Origin of the sequence: Bradyrhizobium sp. F1.13.3 (assembly GCF_040548265.1) — a bacterium.
In the GTDB taxonomy this organism is placed as follows: domain Bacteria; phylum Pseudomonadota; class Alphaproteobacteria; order Rhizobiales; family Xanthobacteraceae; genus Bradyrhizobium.
Genome location: NZ_JBEPRI010000013.1, coordinates 80,787 through 102,208, shown reverse-complemented (window position 1 = coordinate 102,208; position 21,422 = coordinate 80,787). Strand labels below are relative to the sequence as shown.

At 64.2% G+C, this 21,422-nt stretch carries 16 protein-coding genes; 10 read left to right on the top strand and 6 right to left on the bottom strand.

Annotation, left to right across the window (positions count from 1 at the left end; translation table 11 throughout):
• Positions 1-32 precede the first annotated feature (32 nt).
• The 6 genes from ABIB66_RS29895 (at position 33) to ybaK (ending at position 7,939) form a co-directional block, all read left to right on the top strand.
• Positions 33-296: a sulfurtransferase TusA family protein gene (locus ABIB66_RS29895; RefSeq protein ID WP_007606513.1), complete on the top strand. Its 264-nt coding sequence runs from the start codon at positions 33-35 to the stop codon at positions 294-296.
• A 318-nt stretch (positions 297-614) separates the two neighbouring features.
• Positions 615-2,270: an OFA family MFS transporter gene (locus tag ABIB66_RS29890; protein ID WP_354065193.1), complete on the top strand. Its 1,656-nt coding sequence runs from the start codon at positions 615-617 to the stop codon at positions 2,268-2,270.
• 87 nt (positions 2,271-2,357) lie between these two features.
• Complete coding sequence (locus ABIB66_RS29885; protein WP_354210402.1) at positions 2,358-2,633, top strand: hypothetical protein; 276 nt, start codon at positions 2,358-2,360, stop codon at positions 2,631-2,633.
• Between the two features lie 247 nt (positions 2,634-2,880).
• Positions 2,881-4,590, top strand: a complete 1,710-nt coding sequence (locus tag ABIB66_RS29880; protein WP_354210401.1) for an NADH-ubiquinone oxidoreductase-F iron-sulfur binding region domain-containing protein — start codon at positions 2,881-2,883, stop codon at positions 4,588-4,590.
• Positions 4,587-7,355: a formate dehydrogenase subunit alpha gene (gene fdhF, locus ABIB66_RS29875; protein ID WP_354210399.1), complete on the top strand. Its 2,769-nt coding sequence runs from the start codon at positions 4,587-4,589 to the stop codon at positions 7,353-7,355. Before ABIB66_RS29880 ends, fdhF begins: the two co-directional genes overlap by 4 nt.
• A 110-nt stretch (positions 7,356-7,465) precedes the next feature.
• A complete protein-coding gene (ybaK, locus tag ABIB66_RS29870) occupies positions 7,466-7,939 on the top strand; it encodes a Cys-tRNA(Pro) deacylase (RefSeq protein WP_354210398.1) in 474 nt (157 codons plus the stop codon).
• A 13-nt stretch (positions 7,940-7,952) separates the two neighbouring features.
• Here ybaK and ABIB66_RS29865 read toward each other — a convergent pair whose 3' ends face one another.
• Complete coding sequence (locus ABIB66_RS29865) at positions 7,953-8,648, bottom strand: GntR family transcriptional regulator (protein ID WP_354256609.1); 696 nt, start codon at positions 8,646-8,648, stop codon at positions 7,953-7,955.
• Between the two features lie 155 nt (positions 8,649-8,803).
• Between ABIB66_RS29865 and tcuA the strand changes: the two genes are divergently transcribed.
• Both tcuA and tcuB read left to right on the top strand, forming a co-directional pair.
• A complete protein-coding gene (gene tcuA, locus ABIB66_RS29860; protein WP_354256606.1) occupies positions 8,804-10,195 on the top strand; it encodes an FAD-dependent tricarballylate dehydrogenase TcuA in 1,392 nt (463 codons plus the stop codon).
• Positions 10,182-11,288 carry a tricarballylate utilization 4Fe-4S protein TcuB gene (gene tcuB, locus ABIB66_RS29855; RefSeq protein WP_354210395.1) on the top strand — a complete coding sequence of 369 codons (1,107 nt, stop codon included), beginning with the start codon at positions 10,182-10,184 and terminating at the stop codon, positions 11,286-11,288. Before tcuA ends, tcuB begins: the two co-directional genes overlap by 14 nt.
• A 3-nt stretch (positions 11,289-11,291) precedes the next feature.
• Here the strand turns inward: tcuB and ABIB66_RS29850 are convergent, their stop codons facing one another.
• On the bottom strand, positions 11,292-11,966 hold the full coding sequence (locus ABIB66_RS29850; RefSeq protein ID WP_354210459.1) for an esterase/lipase family protein: 675 nt from the start codon (positions 11,964-11,966) through the stop codon (positions 11,292-11,294).
• A 5-nt stretch (positions 11,967-11,971) separates the two neighbouring features.
• Positions 11,972-15,376: an acyl-[ACP]--phospholipid O-acyltransferase gene (locus tag ABIB66_RS29845; protein WP_354210393.1), complete on the bottom strand. Its 3,405-nt coding sequence runs from the start codon at positions 15,374-15,376 to the stop codon at positions 11,972-11,974.
• A gap of 669 nt (positions 15,377-16,045) precedes the next feature.
• On the opposite strand from ABIB66_RS29845, the gene ABIB66_RS29840 reads away from it, so the two are divergent.
• Positions 16,046-16,666, top strand: a complete 621-nt coding sequence (locus ABIB66_RS29840; protein WP_354210458.1) for a TetR/AcrR family transcriptional regulator — start codon at positions 16,046-16,048, stop codon at positions 16,664-16,666.
• A 14-nt stretch (positions 16,667-16,680) separates the two neighbouring features.
• Here ABIB66_RS29840 and ABIB66_RS29835 read toward each other — a convergent pair whose 3' ends face one another.
• The 3 genes from ABIB66_RS29835 to ABIB66_RS29825 all read right to left on the bottom strand — a co-directional run bounded on the left by ABIB66_RS29835 (position 16,681) and on the right by ABIB66_RS29825 (position 20,536).
• On the bottom strand, positions 16,681-17,988 hold the full coding sequence (locus tag ABIB66_RS29835; protein ID WP_354210392.1) for a GGDEF domain-containing protein: 1,308 nt from the start codon (positions 17,986-17,988) through the stop codon (positions 16,681-16,683).
• Between the two features lie 247 nt (positions 17,989-18,235).
• The gene (gene pncB / locus ABIB66_RS29830; protein WP_354210391.1) at positions 18,236-19,540 is read right to left on the bottom strand and encodes a nicotinate phosphoribosyltransferase; all 1,305 of its coding nucleotides are present in this window, start codon (positions 19,538-19,540) and stop codon (positions 18,236-18,238) included.
• 51 nt (positions 19,541-19,591) lie between these two features.
• Positions 19,592-20,536 carry a LysR family transcriptional regulator gene (locus ABIB66_RS29825; RefSeq protein WP_354256603.1) on the bottom strand — a complete coding sequence of 315 codons (945 nt, stop codon included), beginning with the start codon at positions 20,534-20,536 and terminating at the stop codon, positions 19,592-19,594.
• Positions 20,537-20,629: 93 nt separating this feature from the next.
• Here ABIB66_RS29825 and pcaH point away from each other — a divergent pair, with 93 nt between their 5' ends.
• The gene (gene pcaH / locus ABIB66_RS29820) at positions 20,630-21,418 is read left to right on the top strand and encodes a protocatechuate 3,4-dioxygenase subunit beta (RefSeq protein ID WP_354210389.1); all 789 of its coding nucleotides are present in this window, start codon (positions 20,630-20,632) and stop codon (positions 21,416-21,418) included.
• The last annotated feature ends 4 nt before the right edge of the window (positions 21,419-21,422 follow it).

Genomic DNA, 21,422 nt, shown 5'->3' with positions numbered 1-21,422 from the left:
ACGCCATCGGCCCTTCCCGCCATGTTGCGTCGATGACCAGAACGACGCTCGATCTCACCGGGCTGAAATGCCCGCTGCCCGCCCTGAAGACGCGCAAAGCGCTGAAGCCGCTGCAGCCGGGCGATCAGCTCGAAGTGTACTGCACCGATCCGCTGTCGGTGATTGACATTCCGAACCTGATCCGAGAGACCGGCGACACGGTGGAGATCACCGAGCGCAACGACGCGCGCATCGTGTTCTTGATAGAGAAGGCCGATCGCTCGATAGAAAATATCAATGGTGCGCTGCCCACTTAGCCGGCAGTCACTCGGTTGATACCTACCTTTTGTCTATCGACATCGATCATCACTTCTGCCCCAATTGACGTTCTCCGCCGAGATGCGGAGGTCGAGTCTTGCCTGCGATATGCGGAGCAAATGGGCCGTCGAAAGAAGCCCGGCCGTGGCGTCGGGCATAGTCCCCATGGTTAGGGGTTAAACGTCTCGGATGCGCGTGATGATCCTGGCGCGCGTCGATCATTATGCGGGGCAGCAGGGACAAAGGCTGCGCTGCAGGCTGAGGAACAGGACCGTCGTGGCAGGCCGCTCAGAAGGGCGGCTTTAGGGGAGGAATGCATGTCTACCATCGAGAGCGCGGGAACACTTTCGGGTGCCGGCGCAGGTTTTCTGGATCGCGAGCGGACCATCGCGACCGCCGGGTTCAATCGCTGGCTGGTGCCGCCGGCTGCGCTGTGCATCCATCTCTGCATCGGCATGGCCTACGGCTTCTCGGTGTTCTGGCTGCCGCTGTCGCGCGCGATCGGCGTGACCGCGCCGAAGGCGTGCGCAGAGATGTCACTGTTTCAGGAGCTGTTCACGACCAGCTGCGACTGGAAGGTCGCCAGCATGGGGTGGATGTACACGCTCTTTTTCGTGCTGCTCGGTATCGCGGCTGCGGTGTGGGGCGGCTGGCTGGAGCGCGTAGGCCCGCGCAAGGCCGGCTTCGTCTCGGCGCTGTGCTGGTGCGGCGGCCTCTTCCTCGGTGCGATCGGGGTTTACACCCATCAGCTCTGGCTGTTGTGGCTGGGTTCCGGCGTGATCGGCGGCATCGGTCTCGGCCTCGGCTATATCTCGCCGGTGTCGACGCTGGTGAAGTGGTTCCCGGATCGCCGCGGCATGGCGACCGGCATGGCCATCATGGGCTTCGGCGGCGGCGCCATGATCGGCGCGCCGCTGGCGAACCTCTTGATGAACTACTTCAAGACCCCGACCTCGGTCGGCGTCTGGGAGACCTTCGTCGCGATGGGCGTCATCTACTTCGTGTTCATGATGATCGGCGCGTTCCGCTATCGCTTGCCGCCGCCCGGCTGGCAGCCCGAGGGCTGGACCGCGCCGTCGAAGGCCAACGCGATGATCTCGAAGGCCAACGTCCATCTCAACGACGCGCACAAGACGCCGCAATTCTGGCTGATCTGGTGGGTGCTGTGCCTGAACGTCTCGGCCGGCATCGGCGTGATCGGCATGGCCTCGCCGATGCTCCAGGAGATCTTCGCCGGCAAGCTGATCGGCCTGCCGGAGGTGGGCTTCAACGCACTCGATGCGGGGCAGAAGGCGCAGATCGCCGCGATTGCCGCGGGGTTCGCCGGATTGCTGTCGCTGTTCAACATCGGCGGCCGCTTCTTCTGGGCATCGCTGTCGGACAAGATCGGTCGCAAGAACACCTACTATACGTTCTTCATCCTCGGCATCGTGCTTTACGCGCTGGCGCCGACTTTTGCGGCGATGGGTTCGAAGCTGCTGTTCGTGCTCGGCTTCGGCATCATCCTGTCGATGTATGGCGGCGGCTTCGCCACCGTGCCGGCCTACCTCGCCGACATGTTCGGAACCCAGTTCGTGGGCGCCATCCATGGCCGGCTACTGACGGCGTGGTCCACCGCGGGCATCATCGGCCCCGTCGTGGTCAACTACATCCGCGAGTTCCAGCTCGCGGCAGGCGTGCCGCGCGATCAGCTCTACAACACGACCATGTACATCCTCTGTGCGATGCTGATCGCGGGTTTGATCTGCAACTATCTGATCAAGCCGGTCGATTCGAAATGGCACATGAAGGAGGCCGATGTCGCCAAGTTGCAGGCTGCAAGCGCCAACGCCGCCGCCGCGGGGCCGCACGGCTCCTACGGCATCGGATTTGGCGGACTTGACGCCAAGGCGGCGCTGTTCTGGGCCTTCGTCGGCGTTCCCCTGCTTTGGGGTGTCTGGAAGACATTGGAGAGCGCGGTCAAGATATTCTGACCGCCGTCGAGACAGAAGCGGGACGCTGATCATCAGCGTCCCGAGGCGTTTGCCTTTTAGATATCAATGGGACTTAGGGGGATTGAAATGCTTCGCACTCGAATTTGCCTTGCGGCCGTGCTGCTCGTCGCTGGGCTTCATACCGCATCCGCGCAGACGACAACGACACCGGCGGCGCCTGCTGCAACGACCGAAGCAAAGCCTGGCAAGATGAAGCTCACCATGCAGAAGCTGAAAGACATGAAGGCGAAATGGGCAGCCAACAAGCCGAAGCTCAAGGCCTGCCGCGCCGACGTGAAAGCCAAGGGCCTCGCCGGGGATGACCGCTGGTTCTACATCGAAGAGTGCATGAGCAAGACCTGAGATCGGGTTCCGTCCGACGCTTGCGTAAAGGGGCATGGCGGGCGACCGCCTGCCTCCTAAATCATTCTAGAGACGCTCTAAATTGTCTTGCATCTGGCATACCAGAGACTAGAGTTGCGTCGAATTTGGCTTGGTCGGCGGGGCGCAGGAACTGCCGTTTCCGTTGATCGAGTCGAGAAATGAAGACTGATCGCTGTGGCGATCCGGCCTAAACTCATCACGCATTTGAAGAGAACGCGACGTCTCCATGAGCAGCAACGACGACGTTCACAAGGTTCGCGAGTTCGAACATCCCGGCCAAGGACGGAAGCGCGCCAAATCCACGCCCAAGGGACGGCAGGTCGATCCCACCGCCGCGCACGAGATCGAGCAGCTGCTCGGCGACAGGCCGCGGCGTCGCGACCTGTTGATCGAATATCTGCATCTGATTCAGGACAAGTATCGCCAGATCTCGGCCGCGCACCTCGCCGCGCTAGCCGATGAGATGAAGCTCGCGTTCGCCGAGGTGTTCGAGACCGCAACCTTCTACGCGCATTTCGACGTGGTGAAGGAAGGCGAGCCCGATATCGCGCCGCTGACGATCCGCGTCTGCGACTCGCTGACCTGCGCGATGCTCGGCGGAGAGAAGCTGCTCGCCGATTTGCAGGATGCGTCCGGTCCCGGCATCCGCGTGGTGCGTGCGCCCTGCGTCGGCCGCTGCGACACGGCGCCTGCCGCGGAAGTCGGACACAACTTCGTCGATCACGCTACGGTCGCCAATGTCATGGCGGCAGCGAAGGCTGGCGACACCCACGCGCATGTGCCCAAATATATCGGCTATGAGGCCTATGTCGCCGGCGGCGGCTACAAGCTGCTCAATCGCCTGCGCTCGGGCGAACTACCGACGGACGACCTGCTGAAGGCACTCGACGACGCCTCGTTGCGCGGTCTCGGCGGCGCCGGATTCCCGACGGGACGTAAATGGCGCGCGGTGCTTGGTGAACCCGGCCCGCGGCTGATGGCGATTAACGGCGACGAGGGCGAGCCCGGCACGTTCAAGGATCGCGTCTATCTCGAAAGCGATCCGCACCGCTTTCTCGAGGGCATGCTGATCGGCGCCCATGTGGTACAGGCCTCGGATATCTACATCTACCTGCGCGACGAATATCCGGCATCGCGCGAAATCCTCGAACGCGAGATCGCAAAGCTCCCGCCGGGCGGTCCGACGCTGCACATGCGGCGCGGCGCCGGCGCCTATATCTGCGGTGAGGAATCCTCGCTGCTGGAAAGCATCGAGGGCAAACGCGGTCTGCCCAGGCACAAGCCGCCATATCCATTCCAGGTCGGCCTGTTCGGCCTGCCGACGTTGATCAACAACATCGAGACCTTGTGGTGGGTGCGCGACATCGTCGAGAAGGGCCCCGACTGGTGGAAGGGCCACGGCCGCCACGAGCGGCACGGCCTGCGCAGTTTCTCGGTCTCGGGCCGCGTCAAGAATCCCGGCATGAAGCTCGCGCCTGCTGGCATCACCGCGCGCGAGCTGATCGAGGAATATTGCGGCGGCATGGCCGACGGTCATCAGTTCTACGCTTACCTGCCGGGTGGTGCGTCCGGCGGCATCCTGCCGGCGGCGATGGACGACATCCCGCTCGATTTCGGCACGCTTGAAAAATACGGCTGCTTCATCGGCTCGGCCGCGATCGTGATCCTGTCGCAAAAGGACAGCGTGCGCGGGGCCGCGTTGAACTTGATGAAGTTCTTCGAAGACGAGAGCTGCGGCCAATGCACGCCGTGTCGCGTCGGAACCCAGAAGGCCGCACTGCTGATGCAGCAGCCGGTCTGGAACCGCGCTCTCCTGGACGAATTGAGCCAGGCGATGCGCGATGCCTCGATCTGCGGGCTTGGACAGGCGGCATCGAATCCGCTTGCCACCGTGATCAAATATTTCCCTGACGAGTTCAAGGAAGCGGCCGAATGACGAAGATTACGTTCGAGCTCGACGGCAAGCAGGTCGAGGCCAATGCAGGCGAGACGATCTGGCAAGTCGCAAAACGCGGGGGACGCGAGATTCCGCATCTGTGCTATTCGCCGGCGCCCGATTATCGCCCCGACGGCAATTGCCGCGCCTGCATGGTCGAGATCGAGGGCGAGCGCGTGCTCGCGGCGTCCTGCAAGCGCACGCCGTCGGTCGGCATGAAGGTGAAGACCGAGAGCGCGCGCGCGGTTTCCGCGCAAAAAATGGTCATGGAGCTGCTGGTCGCCGATCAGCCGGCGCGCGAGACCTCGCATGATCCGGAATCCAAATTCTGGCACTGGGCCGCAACCACTGGGGTCACCGAGAGCCGCTTCCCCGCCGCCGAGCGTTGGGCGACCGACGCCAGCCATCCGGCGATGCGCGTCAATCTCGACGCCTGCATCCAGTGCGGCCTCTGCGTGCGCGCTTGCCGCGAGGTCCAGGTCAACGACGTCATCGGCATGGCCTATCGTAGCCACGGCTCGAAAATCGTGTTCGATTTCGACGATCCCATGGGCGAGTCCACCTGCGTCGCTTGCGGCGAATGCGTGCAGGCCTGTCCGACCGGGGCCCTGATGCCGGCCGTAATGCTCGACGAGAAGCAGACCCGCGTCACCTACGCCGACAAGAAGGTAGATTCGCTCTGCCCGTTCTGCGGCGTCGGCTGCCAGGTGACCTATGAGGTCAAGGACGAGAAGGTGATCTATGCCGAGGGTCGCGACGGCCCGGCCAACCGCAACCGTCTCTGCGTCAAGGGCCGTTTCGGCTTCGACTACATCCACCATCCGCATCGGCTGACCAAGCCGCTGGTGCGGCTGCCGAACGCGAAGAAGGATTCCAACGACCAGGTCGATCCGGCCAATCCGTTCACGCATTTCCGCGAAGCGAGCTGGGAAGAAGCGCTCGACATCGCGGCCAAGGGCCTCGTCATGATCCGCGACGAGAAGGGCGTGAAGGCGCTGGCGGGCTTCGGCTCGGCGAAGGGCTCCAACGAGGAGGCCTATCTGTTCCAGAAGCTGGTGCGCACCGGCTTCGGTTCGAACAATGTCGACCATTGCACCCGTCTGTGCCACGCCTCGTCGGTCGCGGCGCTGTTCGAAGGTCTGAGCTCGGGCGCGGTGTCAGCGCCGTTCTCGGCTGCGATGGACGCCGAGGTCATCATCGTGATCGGCGCCAACCCGACCGTGAACCATCCGGTCGCCGCGACCTTCATCAAGAATGCGGTCAAGCAGAACGGCGCCAAGCTGTTCGTGATGGACCCGCGCCGGCAAACGCTGTCGCGCCATGCAACCAAGCATCTGCAGTTCAAGCCGGGCTCCGACGTCGCCATGCTGAACGCGATGATCCACACGATCATCACCGAAGGGCTGACCGACGATCAGTACATCGCCGGCTACACCGAGGGGTTCGAGGACCTCAAGGAGAAGATCAAGGAGTTCACGCCGGAGAAGATGGAGGCGATCTGCGGCGTCCCGGCGCAGACCCTGCGTGAGGTCGCGCGAACCTATGCGCGGGCAAAATCGTCGATCATCTTCTGGGGCATGGGCATCAGCCAGCATGTCCACGGCACCGACAATGCGCGCTGCCTGATTGCGCTGGCGCTGATCACCGGCCAGGTCGGCCGTCCCGGCACCGGCCTGCATCCGTTGCGCGGCCAGAACAACGTGCAGGGTGCTTCCGATGCCGGTCTGATCCCGATGTTCCTGCCGGACTATCAGCCGGTCGGCCGCGACGACATGCGGGGTGCCTTCGAGAAGCTGTGGGGCCAGGATCTCGATCCCGTGCGTGGCCTGACCGTGGTCGAGATCATGAACGCGATCCATGCGGGCGAGATCACGGGCATGTATATCGAGGGCGAGAACCCCGCGATGTCCGACCCCGATCTCCAGCACGCGCGCCAGGCGCTTGCCATGCTCGATCATCTCGTGGTGCAGGATCTCTTCGTCACGGAGACCGCGTTCCACGCCGACGTCATCCTGCCGGCCTCGGCGTTTGCCGAAAAGGAAGGCTCCTTCACCAACACCGATCGCCGCGTGCAGCTCGCGCGCCAGGTAATCAAGCCGCCGGGCGACGCGCGGCAGGATCTCTGGATCATCCAGGAGATCGGCAAGCGGATGGGGCTGCCGTGGAATTACGCCGGCCCTGGTGACGTCTACACCGAGATGGCGGAGCTAATGCCGTCGCTCAAGAACATCAGCTGGGAACGGCTGGTGCGTGAAGGTGCGGTGACTTATCCGGCGGACGATCCGAACAAGCCCGGCAACGAGATCATCTTCACCACGGGCTTCCCGACCGCGAGCGGCCGCGGCAAGATCGTGCCGGCTCACGTCATCCCGCCGGACGAGATCCCCGACGCCGAATATCCGATGGTGCTCTCGACGGGCCGCGTGCTCGAGCATTGGCACACCGGCTCGATGACCCGCCGCGCGCAGGTGCTCGACCAGATCGAGCCCGAGGCGGTTGCGTTCATGTCGCCAAAGGACATGCACAGGAAGAAGCTCGCGCCCGGCGATTTCATCCGGCTCGAGACCCGCCGCGGCGCGGTCGAGGTCAAGGTCCGCTCCGACCGCGACGTTCCCGAGAACATGGTGTTCATGCCGTTCTGCTACGCGGAAGCGGCGGCGAATTTGTTGACCAACCCGGCGCTCGATCCGTTCGGCAAGATCCCGGAGTTCAAGTTCTGCGCGGCCAGGGCCGAGCGCGCCGAGTTGCGGGACGCAGCGGAGTAGGACTGCGCCGTCATTGCGAGCGAAGCGAAGCGATCCAGACTGCCTCCGCAGCAAGATTCTGGATTGCTTCGTCGCTTCGCTCCTCGCAATGACGGTGATAAACCTGATCTATGTCCAAAGTCAGCCCAGCCACGCGTGCGCTTGAAGCCGTCGGCATTGCCTTCACCGTCCGTACCTACGACTACGATCCCGATGCCGAGAGCATCAGCCTACAGGCGGCTGCCGCACTCGGGGAGGATCCCGCGCGCGTGTTGAAGACGCTGATGGCGCTGGTCGACGGCAAGCCGGTCTGCGTGATCGTCCCGTCCGACCAGGAAGTCTCGATGAAGAAGCTCGCCGCCGCTTTCAGCGGCAAGTCGGCGCAGATGATGAAGCCGCCGGAGGCCGAGCGCCTCACCGGCTACAAGGTTGGCGGCATCAGCCCATTCGGGCAGCGGAAGCCCGTGCGCACCGTGATCGAGCAGAGCGCGCTCGCGCATGATTACGTGTATGTGAATGGCGGTCAGCGAGGACTACAGGTGCGGCTCAGTCCAGGCGATGTGCGGGACGTGTTGAAGGCGATCGTCGCGGAACTGGTCGCCTGAGCGCCGCGCTCTGCTACTGCTTTTGCAACAGCTTCAGCCGACAGCGCAGCGCTTCGCGGATGTGTGTGCGCGCGAGCTGCTCCGCTTTGCTGCCGTCGCGAACCGCGATGGCGTCGATGATGGCCTGGTGCTCGCGGTGGCTGGTCGAGGGGCGGCCCGAGACGGTGAACGTGGTTGGACCGAGCAGGGCGATCCAGTCCTGCAATTCCCGCGAAGCGTTGTCGAGATAGCGGTTGCGCGCGGCGCGGCAGATCGCCTCGTGGAAGGCGCGGTTGAGCCTTGCCATTTCTCCTGCCATCTCGGCCGCGTCGGTCTCGGACGCTTCGACGAAAGCCTGCTCGATATCCCTGAGTGCATCGATCTCGGGCGCCGAGGCGTGCTCGGCGGCAAGTCGGGCAGCGGCGCCCTCCATGATCTCGCGCATGGCGTAGAGTTCGAGCACCTCCGAGATGTCGAGGTCGCGCACGATCAGGCCGCGGCCGCCGGCAGGTTCGACGAACCCGCGTGCCGCGAGCCGCCCCAGAGCCTCCCGCACCGGCGTGCGGCTGACCTTCAGCCGCTGGGCGACCTCTTCCTCGCGCAGGCGGTCGCCGGCGCGGTAGCTGCCGGCCTGCAGCGCCTCGCAGAGCGAGCGGAACACGGCTTCGCCGAGCGCCAAGCCGCCGCCGCGCGCGATCGAGCCGCCTGCCTTTGTCGGGCGTCTTGCCATGCATCCCCGTGGGCTCGCGCATCCTGCGCATGCAGCGATCGCGCTTGCTGGACGTTTGTATATCTTTGTATACAATGGTGCGCAATAGCCAGCCGGATTGACCGGGGCCGCCGGCGGGCAGAATGTCTCCAACTTCGTCGCATCGGGCAGACGGCATGAGCAGCAAATACGATGTGCTGGTGATCGGCGGCGGCAATGCGGCGCTGTGTGCGGCGATCAGCGCGCGACGCGGTGGGGCGTCGGTGCTGGTGCTCGAAGGCGCGCCGAAATTCTATCGTGGCGGCAACACGCGCCACACCCGCAACATGCGCTGCGCCCATGACGACGCGACCGAAATCCTCACCGGCCCCTACACCGAGGAGGAGTTTTGGGAGGATCTCCTGCGCGTCACCGGCGGCCAGACCGACGAGGTGCTGGCCCGGCACATGATCCGTGAGTCCAAGGACATCTTGAACTGGATCGTGGAGCAGGGCGTGCGCTGGCAGCCCTCGCTCGGCGGCACGCTGAGCCTTGGTCGCACCAACTCCTTCTTTCTCGGTGGCGGCCGCGCGATGCTGAACGCACTTTATCTCACCGCTGAGAAGCTCGGCGTCGAAGTCGAATACGAGGCCGAGGTCAGCGACCTCGTGATCGAGGACGGCATGTTTCTCGCCGCCCGCCTCAAGCGACCGATCAGGGATGAGATCGAGATCCGCGCGACGTCGCTGGTCGCTGCGGCCGGCGGGTTCGAGGCCAACATCGAATGGCTGAAGCAATATTGGGGCGAGGCCGCCGACAATTTCCTGATCCGCGGCTCGCCTTATAACCGCGGCTCGATCCTGAAGATGCTGCTCGACAAGGGCGTGCAGGAGGTTGGCGATCCCACCCAATGCCATGCGGTCGCGATCGACGCCCGCGCGCCGAAATTCGACGGCGGCATCATCACAAGGCACGATTCGGTCGTGTTCGGCATCGTCGTCAACAAGCATGCGCAGCGCTTTTACGACGAAGGTGAGGACATCTGGCCGAAGCGCTACGCGATCTGGGGCCGGCTGGTAGCCGCGCAGCCCGACCAGATCGCCTACATCATCTTCGATTCCACCGTGGTCACGAGCTTCATGCCGACGCTGTTCCCGCCGATCGCAGGGCAGACCGTGGCTGAGCTCGCCGGCAAGCTCGAGCTCGATCCGGCCGCGCTGGAAAAGACCATCACCGAATTCAACGCCGCGGTGCGGCCCGGCACTTTCGATCACACCATCCTGGACGATTGCCGCACCGAAGGCATCACGCCGCAGAAGTCGCATTGGGCGCGGCGGATCGAGGCGCCGCCCTATCTTGCTTATCCGGTGCGGCCCGGCATCACCTTCACCTATCTCGGCACGCGTGTGACCAGGGAGGCGCGCATGCTGATGGCTGATGGCAAGCCGTCGGCCAACATGTTCGCGGCCGGCGAGATCATGGCCGGCAACGTGCTCGGCAAGGGTTATGCCGCCGGCATGGGCATGACCATCGGCAGCGTGTTCGGACGGATCGCGGGACGGGAAGCGGCGAAACATGCACGGAACTAGGATTCTCGACGAAGCGGACCGCCTGATGACGGTCTGCAATTCCTGCCGTTACTGCGAAGGCCTTTGCGCGGTATTTCCCGCCATGGAGATGCGCCGCGCCTTCTCCGACGGCGATCTCAATTATCTCGCCAATCTCTGTCATGGCTGCGGCGCATGCTACGTCGACTGCCAGTTCTCGCCGCCGCATGAATTCAACGTCAACGTCCCGCAGACGCTGGCGATCGCGCGCGCGGAATCCTACGCGGCCTATGCCTGGCCGCAGGCGCTGTCCGGTGCCTTCGCGCGCAATGGCCTCGTCATCAGCATCGTCGCCGCGCTCAGCATGGCTGCCTTCATCTTCGGCTTCGCGGCCCTGAACGACCGCAGCGTGCTGTTCGGCGTGCACACCGGCCCCGGCGCGTTCTACAGGTTGATGCCGCACAACGCGATGGCGGCGTTGTTCAGCGCTGCCTTCCTTTATGCGATCTTCGCGCTGGTGATGAGCGTGCGTGCGTTCTGGCGGGATATCGGCCCGCCGATCGGTGGTCCTGCGGACGGTGGCTCGATCTTTCAGGCGACGCGCGACGCTGGTGAGCTGCGCTATCTCCATGGTGGCGGCGTCGGCTGCTACAATGAGGATCACAAGCCGACCGACCGGCGCAAGCTGTATCATCACCTGACCTTCTATGGCTTCCTGCTCTGCTTCGCCGCGACCTCGGTCGCCACGCTGTATCACTATCTGCTCGGCCGCGAGGCGCCGTATCCGTGGTGGGATCTGCCCGTGGTGCTCGGCACGCTCGGTGGGGTCGGCCTGATCATCGGGCCAATCGGCCTGTTCGTCGCCAAGATGCGGCGCGATCCGGCACTGCTCGACGAGCAGCGCTACGGCATGGATGTCGGCTTCATCGCCATGCTGTTCCTGGCCGGCTTCACCGGCATGCTGCTTCTGCTCTTGCGGGAGACCGCCGCCATGGGCCCGCTGCTGGCGCTGCATTTGGGTGCAGTGTTCGCGCTGTTCATCACAATGCCCTACGGCAAATTCGTGCACGGCATCTATCGCTTCGCGGCGCTGGTGCGTTATGCGCAGGAGCGGCGCGGAGAAGCCGGGTCTTAAGAGTCAGACGGTGCGGAAGCGGCCGTCGCGCAGGAAAGCGATCGTCTGTTCGATCGCGGCGGCATGACGCGGAAGTCCGGTATGGGACGCCTTCACGACGATATGGTCGGCCATGCCGGCGACCATCGTGCTTTGCACTGAGACCCGTCCGTCATTCGGCTTCGGCAGAACGAAGAGACCGGCGACGGGATCGATGAAGCGGTTTCCCGCGATCACACCGATTGGATAGTCCACAGCGGGCAGGGCGTCGGTCCGGGGCGTGGACGTGGTGGTGAGCTCGAGTCCGGCGGGTCCGTAGAATGTGCTGTAGAGGCGATATCCGCTCAGGAGATCGGCGACCTCGCTGCCGCCGTTCGACGTGCCCAGCATCACCACTCCGGCAAGCCGGTCCGGACGGTATTTTGCGATGTAGGCGCGCACCACCAGACCGCCCATCGAATGCGCAACGAAGTGGAGCGGCGCATCGCGTTCGGCGAAGCGGGCGACTTCTGGGTGAATATCGTCCGCGAGTGCGGTGATCGGCTTGCGGCGACTGGCATAGTCGATGTTGCGCGTTGCGAAGCCGCTTGCCTGGAGCGTTCGTTCCAGCCTGGTCAGGGATGCCGAGGTGCGCGCGATGCCGTGAAGCAGAACCACTCCGGGGCATCGCGCCTCGCCTGATTGAGGCGCCTCGTGCATCTCGCTCACGCCACCTCGCGCTCCGCGCCCGAGGCCTGCTCGCGAGCCATCGTCGTTGCGGTGACGTAGTCGGTCTTGCCGGTGCCGAGCAGCGGCACCTTGTCGACCACCATGATCGCTGCGGGAACGGTCAGCTCGGATGCGCCGATCGCCTTGGCCTGGCCCTGCATCGCACTGCGCTCTGCAACCTTCTCCGTCGTCAGGAGGACGATGCGCTCGCCCTTGCGCGGGTCCGGGATCGACACGGCCACCGATGCAGCCTGCGGCCACAGCGTCGTCGCGATGTTCTCGACCGCCGACAGCGAGACCATTTCGCCGGCGATCTTGGCAAAGCGCTTGGCACGACCCTTGATGGTGATGAAGCCGGCCGGGTCGATCGCGACGATGTCGCCGGTGTCGTGCCAGCCCTCGGCGAGCGGTTCGAGCACGCCGGGGTTTTCGGCCCGCAAGTATCCGAGCATCACGTTCGGTCCGCGCACCGAGAGGCGTCCGCCTTCCTCGATGCCGGGCACCGGGTCGAGGCGGCTTTCCATCAGTGGCGACAGGCGGCCGACCGTGCCGGGACGATTAGCCATCGGCGTGTTCATTGCCAGCACCGGCGCGGTTTCGGTGACGCCATAGCCTTCGAGGATGCGGATGCCGTAACGCTCCATGAAGACCTGCCGGGTGCGATCCTTGACCGCCTCGGCGCCGGCGATCACCAGGCGCAGGGTGCGGAAGTCATAGGCATGTGCCGAGCGGGCGTAGCCGGTGAGGAAGGTGTCGGTGCCGAACAGGATCGTTGCGCCGGTCTGGTAGATCAGCTCGGGCACGATCCGATAGTGCAGCGGCGAGGGGTACATGTAGATCGGAATGCCCGCGAGCAGCGGCATCATCATTCCGCCGGTCAGCCCGAAGGAGTGGAACACCGGCAGCACGTTGAACACCTTGTCATTGGCGTTGGCATCGACCCGCGCCAGCGCCTGTGCGGCGTTGGCAAGGATATTGCGGTGGGACAGCACAACGCCCTTGGGTGTGCCTTCCGAGCCCGACGTGAACAGCACGACGGCCGGATCGCTCGCCTGGCGGACAACGCGCGGCGTAGTACCGGCGAGCAGGCCCTTGATCTTGTCGGCCGTGCCGATCGAAGCACGGACGTCCTCGAGATAGACGACGCGTACTTCCGCGGAGATCGCCGCCATCAGCTTGTCGAGCTTGCCCTTCTCGATGAAGGCCTTGGACGTCAGCACGGTCTTGACCTGCGCGGCCTTCATGGCGGCGAGCACGTTGACCGGGCCAGCCGAGAAGTTGAGCATCGCCGGCACCCGGCCGATGTTTTGCAGCGCCATGAACACGACGGCAACGCCTGCGGAATTCGGCAGCAGCACGCCGACATTCTCACCGATGGCGGTGCCGTTCTCCAGTTTGCGGCTCAAGACCTGCGCGCCCAGGATCAGCTTGCGATAGGTCAGCTTGGTGCCGAGCGCGTCCTCGACGATGACCTTACCGGTGTCGCGGTCGCGATAGGCGTGTCCGAGCGCCTCGAACAGGGTGTGATCGAGCATGGCGTTCTTCACCATGGCGTCGATCATCACGTCCTGAAGTGCTGCGCCCGCGGCATTGCGGCGCGCCTTGCCCTTGAGCGACGGATCGACCGGCAGCTTGACCGGCGGCAGGATGGTGACGGTCACCCGCGGAAACCACGAGCGCTTGATCTGGCTGCCGTTGAGATAGCTGAGATGCGAACGCTGGGCGCCTTCGATGCGGACCGGGACGACGACCGCGTCGGCCTTGTCCGCGATCATCGCGGTGCCGTCATAGACCTTCATCAGCGAGCCGGAGACGGTGATGCGTCCCTCCGGAAAGATCACCACCGGCTCTCCGGCGGCGACGAGCTTGATGAGGTCGCGCGCGGCCAGCGGCTTGCTGGGGTCCATGGTATAATGCTTGACCACCCGCAGGAACGGCTTGGCCCACCAGGCCCTGGCGATGCCGGTATCAACCGCGAAGCTCGCGTCGATCGGCAGCACGGCGTGCAACAGCGGGCCGTCGATCAGGCTGACATGATTGGGCGCGATCAGCATGCGCGTGCCAGCAGGCGGCAAGTTCTCCAGCCCGCGGACCTCGGTGCGGAACAGCGCGCGGAACAGCAGCCCGCCGAAGTCGCGCACGCCTTCCTTGCCCCACTTCGTCAGCACGAACCAGACCGCGCCGAAGCTGGCGACGCCGAGGCCGAAGAAGATCCAGCCGATGTGCAATCCGCCGGCCTGCAGCAGCGCGACCAACAGCGAGCCGGCCACCATGAAGGCGGCCTGCAGCACGTTTCCTGCAGCGATGATGCGGGCGCGCTCGGAGGGGGCGGACCAGGCCTGGACAGCGGCGAAGGACGGAACGACGAACAGTCCGCCGCCGAATGCGAAGGCGACGAAATCGACCAGCATGCGCAGTCCCGCGAACGAGGTTGCGAAGTCGCCCGCGGTGATGTCCTGCCCCTTGGTGGTCACGCCGATCGCCCAGGCGAGGTCGAGGCCGGCGAACCCCATCATGATGGCGCCGATCGGCACCAGCGCGAGGTTCGGGCGAACGTGGCTCAGATTCGCGGCGAACAGCGAGCCGATGGCAATGCCGATTGCGAAGATCGCGAGACACAACGTCACCACGCCCTCGGTGCCGCCGATGACCTCCTTGACCAGCGCCGGCAGCAGCGAGAGCACGATGGCGCCCACCAGCCAGAACCAGGAGACGATCACGGTGCCATCCCACAGCCGGTGATCGGCGTGCAGCGTCTTCAACAGGCCGAGCGTCGAGGTCCAGGGATTGGCGTTGACGGGCAGATCGGGTGCAGACGGCGTCGTCGCGGGAATGCGGGAGGCGAAGGCCCAGGACAGCAGGGCCAGCACGACCACCGCCGACGCGACCCAGCCCATATGCGCGGAGCCGGCCACGAACTGGCCGCCGGCGACGGTGCCGAGCAGGATGGCCATGAAGGTCGCGCCTTCGACCAGCGCGTTGCCGGTCGCGAGCTCGCCGAGCTCGAGCTGATCCGGCAGCATCGCGTATTTCACGGGACCGAACAGCGCGGCGATGACGCCGAACAGTGCCAGCGCCGCGAACAGCAGCGGCACCGAGTGCAGGAAGAAGCCGGCCGCGGCAAACCCCGCGGCAAAGATCTCGGCGAATTTGAGCCGCCTTGCGACGACGGATTTGACGTATTTGTCGGCGAGCTGGCCGCCGAGCCCGGACAGGATGAAATAGGGGAAGATGAAGACGGCGCCTGCGACCGTCACCAGCGCATCTCCGTGGCCGGTCGCGGCACTGTAAAGCAGGATGATGACAAGTGCGTTCTTGAGCACGTTGTCGTTCAGCGCCGAGAAGAATTGCGCCCAGAACAGCGGCGCGAAGCGGCGTGACGACATCAAATCCCTGATCATGACTAGTCCTGTTTTGGAAAGGCTGCCTGAAGTTTCATTGTCGGATGGACGTTGGGTCCAGAGGATATGCGACGGGCTATTGTGGGTTGACGACAGTCGCCCCGGCCTGCTCTGCGCGCTTACCTTCCGATCCTGTTGGTCTCCGCGTGGCGTGGTTTGGTTCGCAATGGTTCGGTTGCGGCCTTATCCAGGCAGGCCGCGCCTGCCAGGATATTGCCCCGGGCGATGAGCGAAACCTGAACCGCATCGTCGAAGGCCGCGGCATCGGCTCGAATGTCGAGACATGGTAAGTCCTTCCTTGCGGCTTGATATTGCATTCGGGCCGACCCGAACGTGGCGGCTGCGCTCGCCTCAGGTGAGATGGGCGAGGCGGCGAAAGGGCGAGAGGCGGCCGAGCAGGCTAAGGCGGCGGCCCTCATGACGGGCACGGCCGCGGTTGGCCCGCCACATGCGGAAGGTCGCGCGGCGCTCGGTCAGGACGCCGGCAATATCGCAGGCATTTGCGATGCGATCGATTGGCCCCATCGCGAACCGCAGGAGGCCGCGGCCAAATCCAGTCACGAGAGCGGTGGCGTCATCGACGAAGGTGGAGGCGATATCAACAGTGAGGGTTTGCATTTTGCAGGTCTCCGGGTTAACTTGAACATTGTTCAAATGAGTATCCTGAAAATGAACAATGTTCAATACGAATCATTGCGGGATCGAAAAAAATCTCGACGGCGACAGCAGATCGTGGAGATCGCTCGCAGCATTATTGCGACTAAGGGGCTGAAATCGTTGAAAGTCCGGGATGTCGCGGACGCCGCCAGCTGCTCGGTTGGGAGTGTCTATAATGAGTTCGGCGACTTCGACGGGGTGATCCTGACCGTGAATCGAGAGACGGTTGAGGCGCTGACGGTGCGGCTCGGCCAGGTTCCTGCCGAGGATCCCGTTCGCCAGCTCTACGGGCTGGCGGCGACCTACCTCGAATTCTTCGCGGGGCACGCCAATCTGCTGCGCTCGCTGTTCGAACACCGGATGGAGGACGACCGCCCTTACCCCGATGACATCCTTCAGATGGTGATGGACGCCTTCGCGTTGATGCACGCGCCCCTGGTGCGGCTGCTTCCGAATGCAGACGACGTGCAGATCGCGCTGCTATCACGCACCCTGTTTTCCGCCGTGCACGGGATCATCTCGCTCGGCCTCGAAGAGCGCATGCTGGCCGTGCCACCGCAGATGCTGCACCAGCAGGTCGAGCAATTTCTGGATGCGCATCTCGCGGGGCTCGGGATTCTGCCAATACGATAAAGCGCTGAGCGCTGCTATGCGCTGGCGGCCTTGCGCTGCCGCGAGGTGACGACGACGACGTCCGTCGTCCCGTTGTCGACCTGAACACGGTTGCGTCCGTTCTCCTTGGCGCGATAGCAGGCGGCATCCGCGCTTCGCATCGCGTCCTCAAGCGTGGTGTTGCCGTTGGTAATGCAGGCAACGCCGATGCTGGCGGTCACTGCAAAGCAACGATCATCCCACGCGAAGACGGATAGCTCGAGCGACCGGCGCAGCCGTTCGGCGATATCCACGGCGTCGTACGGCGTGCATTGCGGAAGGATTAGGCCGAATTCGTCACCGCCGAGCCGGGCCACCAGGTCATGCGGCCGCCGCTCCTGTTGCAGGAGACGCGAGATCTGGCAGAGCAGGCGGTCGCCGGCGAGGTGACCGCAGCTGTCGTTGACGTCCTTGAACTGGTCGAGATCGAGCAGGATCAGGCCCAGCGAACCCGCCGCGGTGTCGTCCAACTCGCTTTGCAGGCGGGCCTCGAATGCGCGGCGGTTGGACAAGCCGGTCAGCCAGTCGTGCGACGCCTGCCAGGCCAGGCGCTCCTTCTCGGCCTGCAGGGCGTCCTCGAAAGCCTCTCGTTGCAGCACCAATCGCCGCGTGTGCCAGATCAGGAGCAGGATCAGCGTCATCGCTGTGACGATATTGACGCCAGTCAGCGTCATCTTGATGGCGCGCGAGCCTTCGCCGAGAACGGTGGAGAACCGCTTGGCGTGCACCGTGAACTGAGTGTTGAGCTCCGAAAGCCGCGACGACAATAATTGCAGGCGGTTGCCGTCCTGAACCGGTCCGCTCTTCAACTCTGACCGGATGACCTCGCCGAACACGCTCAGCTCCAGCAGCATGGGGTCGGTGGCAGCCCACTCGCGGATCGCTTCCTTGAGAAAGCTGACCTGTTTGAAGTAGCGAAACAGCCAGATCAATCCCGGAACGTCATCGGGATGGTTGCCGCCCTGCAGGAAGCCGATGCGGGCGGCCTCGACGTCGACCGGATCGCGCTCGAGCGCCCAGCGCGCGAACTCGTCGCCGATGGGAACGGCCAGCGAGGCCTGATATTGCGCGAACTGGCCGGCGTCGCCCGAATGCAGATAGAGATTGAGGAAATAGACGGCGTTCTTCTGCGAGCGCGACCACAGCGCCTCGCCCGCGACATAGGCGCGGACCGAGGACATCACCTCCAGGCTGAAGCCGGCGATCGCCGCCTGCAGCAGAACGACCGTGACGAAAGGCGAGACGAGCTTGATGACATGAAGGAAGCTTCGTCCCTTCGTTGACGGCGCTGTTCTGCGAAACACGTTGCGTTTCCCCAAGTCGCTCAACGACCCCAGCGGAGCGATCCGCTCATAACGCGGATTACGCGCGAAAGGTGCTTAACTCGACTTGAAAATGCCGGGAGACTGCGTCGCAGGGTGAAGGCGCTGTGAAGTGGATGCTTGCAGATCGTTGCAAATGCCGTCGAACCGGAACTGACGCGGCATCGGAGAGCCGATGTCTCGCATGCGCCCCCAATGGTTTACCTGATGGAGAGAGATTGGTCTGGCGCTAGACCAGGACCGGCTTGCGCACGCGGCCGGCGTCGCCGAAGACGCGCAAATAACGTTCGATCTCCGAAGGCAGGCCGGTGGCCTTCTCGGGATTGTCGGAGAGCTTGACGGCCGGATGTCCATCGACTGACGACACCTTGCACACCAGCGAAATCGGATCGAGATTGAACGAGCCGTCGGGCGTGCAGCCGACGAAATCATTGGTGAGGTTGGTACCCCAGCCGAACGAGAGCCGCACGCGCCCGGTGAAGTGATGGTAGGTCTCCTCGATCGAGCCCACGTCCATCGCGTCGGAGAAGACCAGCAGCTTGTCCCTGGGATTGCGCCCCTTCTGCTCCCACCATTTGATGATCTCCTCGCCGGCCTGGATCGGCGGCGCGCTGTCGGGACGGAAGCCCGTCCAGTCGGCGACCCATTCCGGCGCATCGCGCAGGAAAGCCTTGGTACCGAAAGCGTCGGGCAGCGCGATCAGGAGGTTGCCGCCATAGGTCTGGCGCCATTGGTCGAGGATGCGGTAGGGCGCCCAACGCAATTCCTCGTCGTCCCTGGCCAGCGCGGCCGCCACCATCGGCAGCTCATGGGCGTTGGTGCCGATCGCTTCGAGATCATTGTCCATCGCGAGCAGCACGTTGGAGGTGCCGATGAAGGACGGGCCGAGGCCCTCCTTCACGGCCTCCACACACCAGCGCTGCCAGAGGAAGCCATGGCGGCGACGGGTGCCGAAATCGGAGAGCCGCAAGCCATCCAGCTTGCGCAGGCGTTCCACCTTGGTCCACAGCTTGGCCTTGGCGCGAGCATAGAGCACGTCGAGCTCGAAGCGGCCGCGGCCCTTCATCGCTGCGCGCGAGCGCAATTCGTTGAGGATGGCGAGCGCAGGAATCTCCCACATCGTGGTATGGCTCCACGGCCCGTGGAAGTGCAGCTCGTACTGGCCTTCGACCTTGCGAAGCTCGTAGTCGGGCAGCCGGAATTCGGCGAGCCAGCGGATGAAGTCCGCCGAGAACATGTGGGTCTTGCCGTAGAAAGTATTACCGGCAAGCCAGATCAGCTCTTTCTTGGTGAAGCGGATAGTGCGGGCGTGGTCGAGCTGAGCGCGCAGTTCGCCCTCGTCGATGATTTCGGCGAGCCGGACATGGCGCGACCGGTTGATGACCGAGAACGTCACCTGCTGATCCGGGTAAGATTCCCGAATCATTTGCAACATCAATAGCTTGTAGAAGTCGGTATCAAGCAGGCTGCGGATGATGGGATCCAGCCGCCAGCTGTGATTGTAGGTCCGGCTCGCAATGTCGGTCACTGTCATGGGGGAATTCTAGCGTGGCGGCCCCGGCGCAACCAGTGGGTTTGACGGGGATCAGCTTTTCGCGGGGGCGGGGTGCGAGGCCTTCGCCGCCACGGTCTCGAGCTGGCTTCTGATCCAGCGATGCGCCGGATCTTTCTGATAGCGCTGGTGCCAGACCATGAACATCGGCAGCTCGGCCAGGGTTCGCGTGCGCGAGGCCAGCGGAATCCGCACCTGCGCGAAGCCGTGCATCACGCCGGGCGCCAGCAGGCTCGGCATGCTCGCCAGCATCTGCGAGCCACGCAGGAAGGACGGCACGCCGGAGAAGCTCGGCACCGAGATCGCGATGTCGCGGTGGAAGCCGTTGGCCGCAAGCCGGCGATCGAAGTCGAGCCGCTCATTGTCAGTGTAGACCACCGTGATGTGACGCGCCGCGAGATAGGCGTCGCGCGTAGCCGGCGCGGCACGCGCTTTGGGGTCGAAGTAACAGACATAATGGTCTTGCAGCAGACGCTTCTGCACGATGTCGACGCCGGACGGCGGCAGCGGCGTGATCAGCAGGTCGCAGCGGTTTTCGCGCAGCATCGCCGGCGAGGGCGACTGCGAGGGGATCACGCGCAGGTTCAGGCTCGTCACTTGCGCGGCGACGTGATCGAAGAACCGCGGCAGCAGCAGGTCGCGCTGAAAGTCGTTCGCGGCGATTGTCAGCGAAAGCTGCGCGCTCGCCGGCGCGAACGTGACGCCGCCGGCAAAGCTCCGCATCTCGTCGATCACCGCCCGCGCCTTTGCCGCGAGTGCCTGGGCGTGCGCCGTGGCCACAATGCCGCGGCCGGATTTGGCAAACAGCGGATCGCCGACGATCCGCCGCAGCTTGTTCAGGGCGTGGCTGACCGCGGATTGCGTCAGGCCGAGCCGCGTTGCGGCCGCCGTCACCGAGCCTTCTTCCAGCACCGCCAGAAACAGCTCCAGCGCGTGGCCATCGAGCGCCAAATGATCGATTTGCTTCATGGAATTCATTATAATCGATCTATTTATCTTGAGAATAGCCGGCGTCATCATCTCCCGATAAGCCGTGCGCCCAAACGGGCGCCAGAGGGAGAGACAACGCCGATGCATGCCCAGGCGCCAGCCTTGCGGGATCCCCGCCTCAACCGCCCCGAGCCGTTCACGCCGCCGCTCGGTGACGGCGACTTCTTCCAGCGCGACCGTTCCATGCATCCGCCGGCGCACGCGCCAGGCTACAAATCCTCGGTGCTGCGCTCGCCGCGCCAGGCGCTGCTGTCGCTTGAGAACTCGGTCTCGGAGATCACGGGGCCGGTGTTCGGACACAACGACCTCGGGCCGCTCGACAATGATTTGATCCGCAACTACGCCAAGGACGGCGATCCCGTCGGCGAACGCATCATCGTCCACGGCCGCGTGCTGGACGAGACCGGCCGCGGCGTTCCGAACACGCTGGTCGAGTTCTGGCAAGCCAATGCCGGCGGCCGCTACCGGCACAAGAAGGACACGTATCTGGCGCCGATCGATCCGAATTTCGGCGGTTGCGGTCGCGCGCTGACCGACGACACCGGCCACTATTATTTCCGCACCGTGAAGCCTGGACCCTATCCCTGGCGCAATTACGTCAACAGCTGGCGTCCCGCTCACATCCACTTTTCGGTGTTCGGCTCGGGCTTCGCACAACGCCTGATCACCCAGATGTACTTTGAGGGCGATCCCCTGATCCCGGTCTGCCCGATCCTCACGACGATCCCGGACAAGGATGCGCTGGAGCGCCTCGTCGCGCCGCTCGACCTCAACGCATCGACTCCGTTCGATTCGCTCGCTTACCGCTTTGACATCGTCTTGCGCGGCCAGCGCTCCACTTACTTTGAAAATCGCACCGCAGGGAACTAGGTCC

Bases quoted from the DNA above. Each gene is read 5' to 3' on its own strand.
- fdhF (WP_354210399.1), top strand. From the start codon at position 4,587: ATGACGAAGATTACGTTCGAGCTCGACGGCAAGCAGGTCGAGGCCAAT.
- ABIB66_RS29845 (WP_354210393.1), bottom strand. From the start codon at position 15,376: ATGATCAGGGATTTGATGTCGTCACGCCGCTTCGCGCCGCTGTTCTGG.
- ABIB66_RS29885 (WP_354210402.1), top strand. From the start codon at position 2,358: ATGCTTCGCACTCGAATTTGCCTTGCGGCCGTGCTGCTCGTCGCTGGG.
- ABIB66_RS29880 (WP_354210401.1), top strand. From the start codon at position 2,881: ATGAGCAGCAACGACGACGTTCACAAGGTTCGCGAGTTCGAACATCCC.
- pncB (WP_354210391.1), bottom strand. From the start codon at position 19,540: ATGACAGTGACCGACATTGCGAGCCGGACCTACAATCACAGCTGGCGG.
- ABIB66_RS29850 (WP_354210459.1), bottom strand. From the start codon at position 11,966: ATGCACGAGGCGCCTCAATCAGGCGAGGCGCGATGCCCCGGAGTGGTT.
- ABIB66_RS29840 (WP_354210458.1), top strand. From the start codon at position 16,046: ATGAACAATGTTCAATACGAATCATTGCGGGATCGAAAAAAATCTCGA.
- pcaH (WP_354210389.1), top strand. From the start codon at position 20,630: ATGCATGCCCAGGCGCCAGCCTTGCGGGATCCCCGCCTCAACCGCCCC.
- tcuB (WP_354210395.1), top strand. From the start codon at position 10,182: ATGCACGGAACTAGGATTCTCGACGAAGCGGACCGCCTGATGACGGTC.
- ABIB66_RS29865 (WP_354256609.1), bottom strand. From the start codon at position 8,648: ATGGCAAGACGCCCGACAAAGGCAGGCGGCTCGATCGCGCGCGGCGGC.
- ABIB66_RS29895 (WP_007606513.1), top strand. From the start codon at position 33: ATGACCAGAACGACGCTCGATCTCACCGGGCTGAAATGCCCGCTGCCC.
- ABIB66_RS29825 (WP_354256603.1), bottom strand. From the start codon at position 20,536: ATGAATTCCATGAAGCAAATCGATCATTTGGCGCTCGATGGCCACGCG.
- ABIB66_RS29890 (WP_354065193.1), top strand. From the start codon at position 615: ATGTCTACCATCGAGAGCGCGGGAACACTTTCGGGTGCCGGCGCAGGT.
- ybaK (WP_354210398.1), top strand. From the start codon at position 7,466: ATGTCCAAAGTCAGCCCAGCCACGCGTGCGCTTGAAGCCGTCGGCATT.
- tcuA (WP_354256606.1), top strand. From the start codon at position 8,804: ATGAGCAGCAAATACGATGTGCTGGTGATCGGCGGCGGCAATGCGGCG.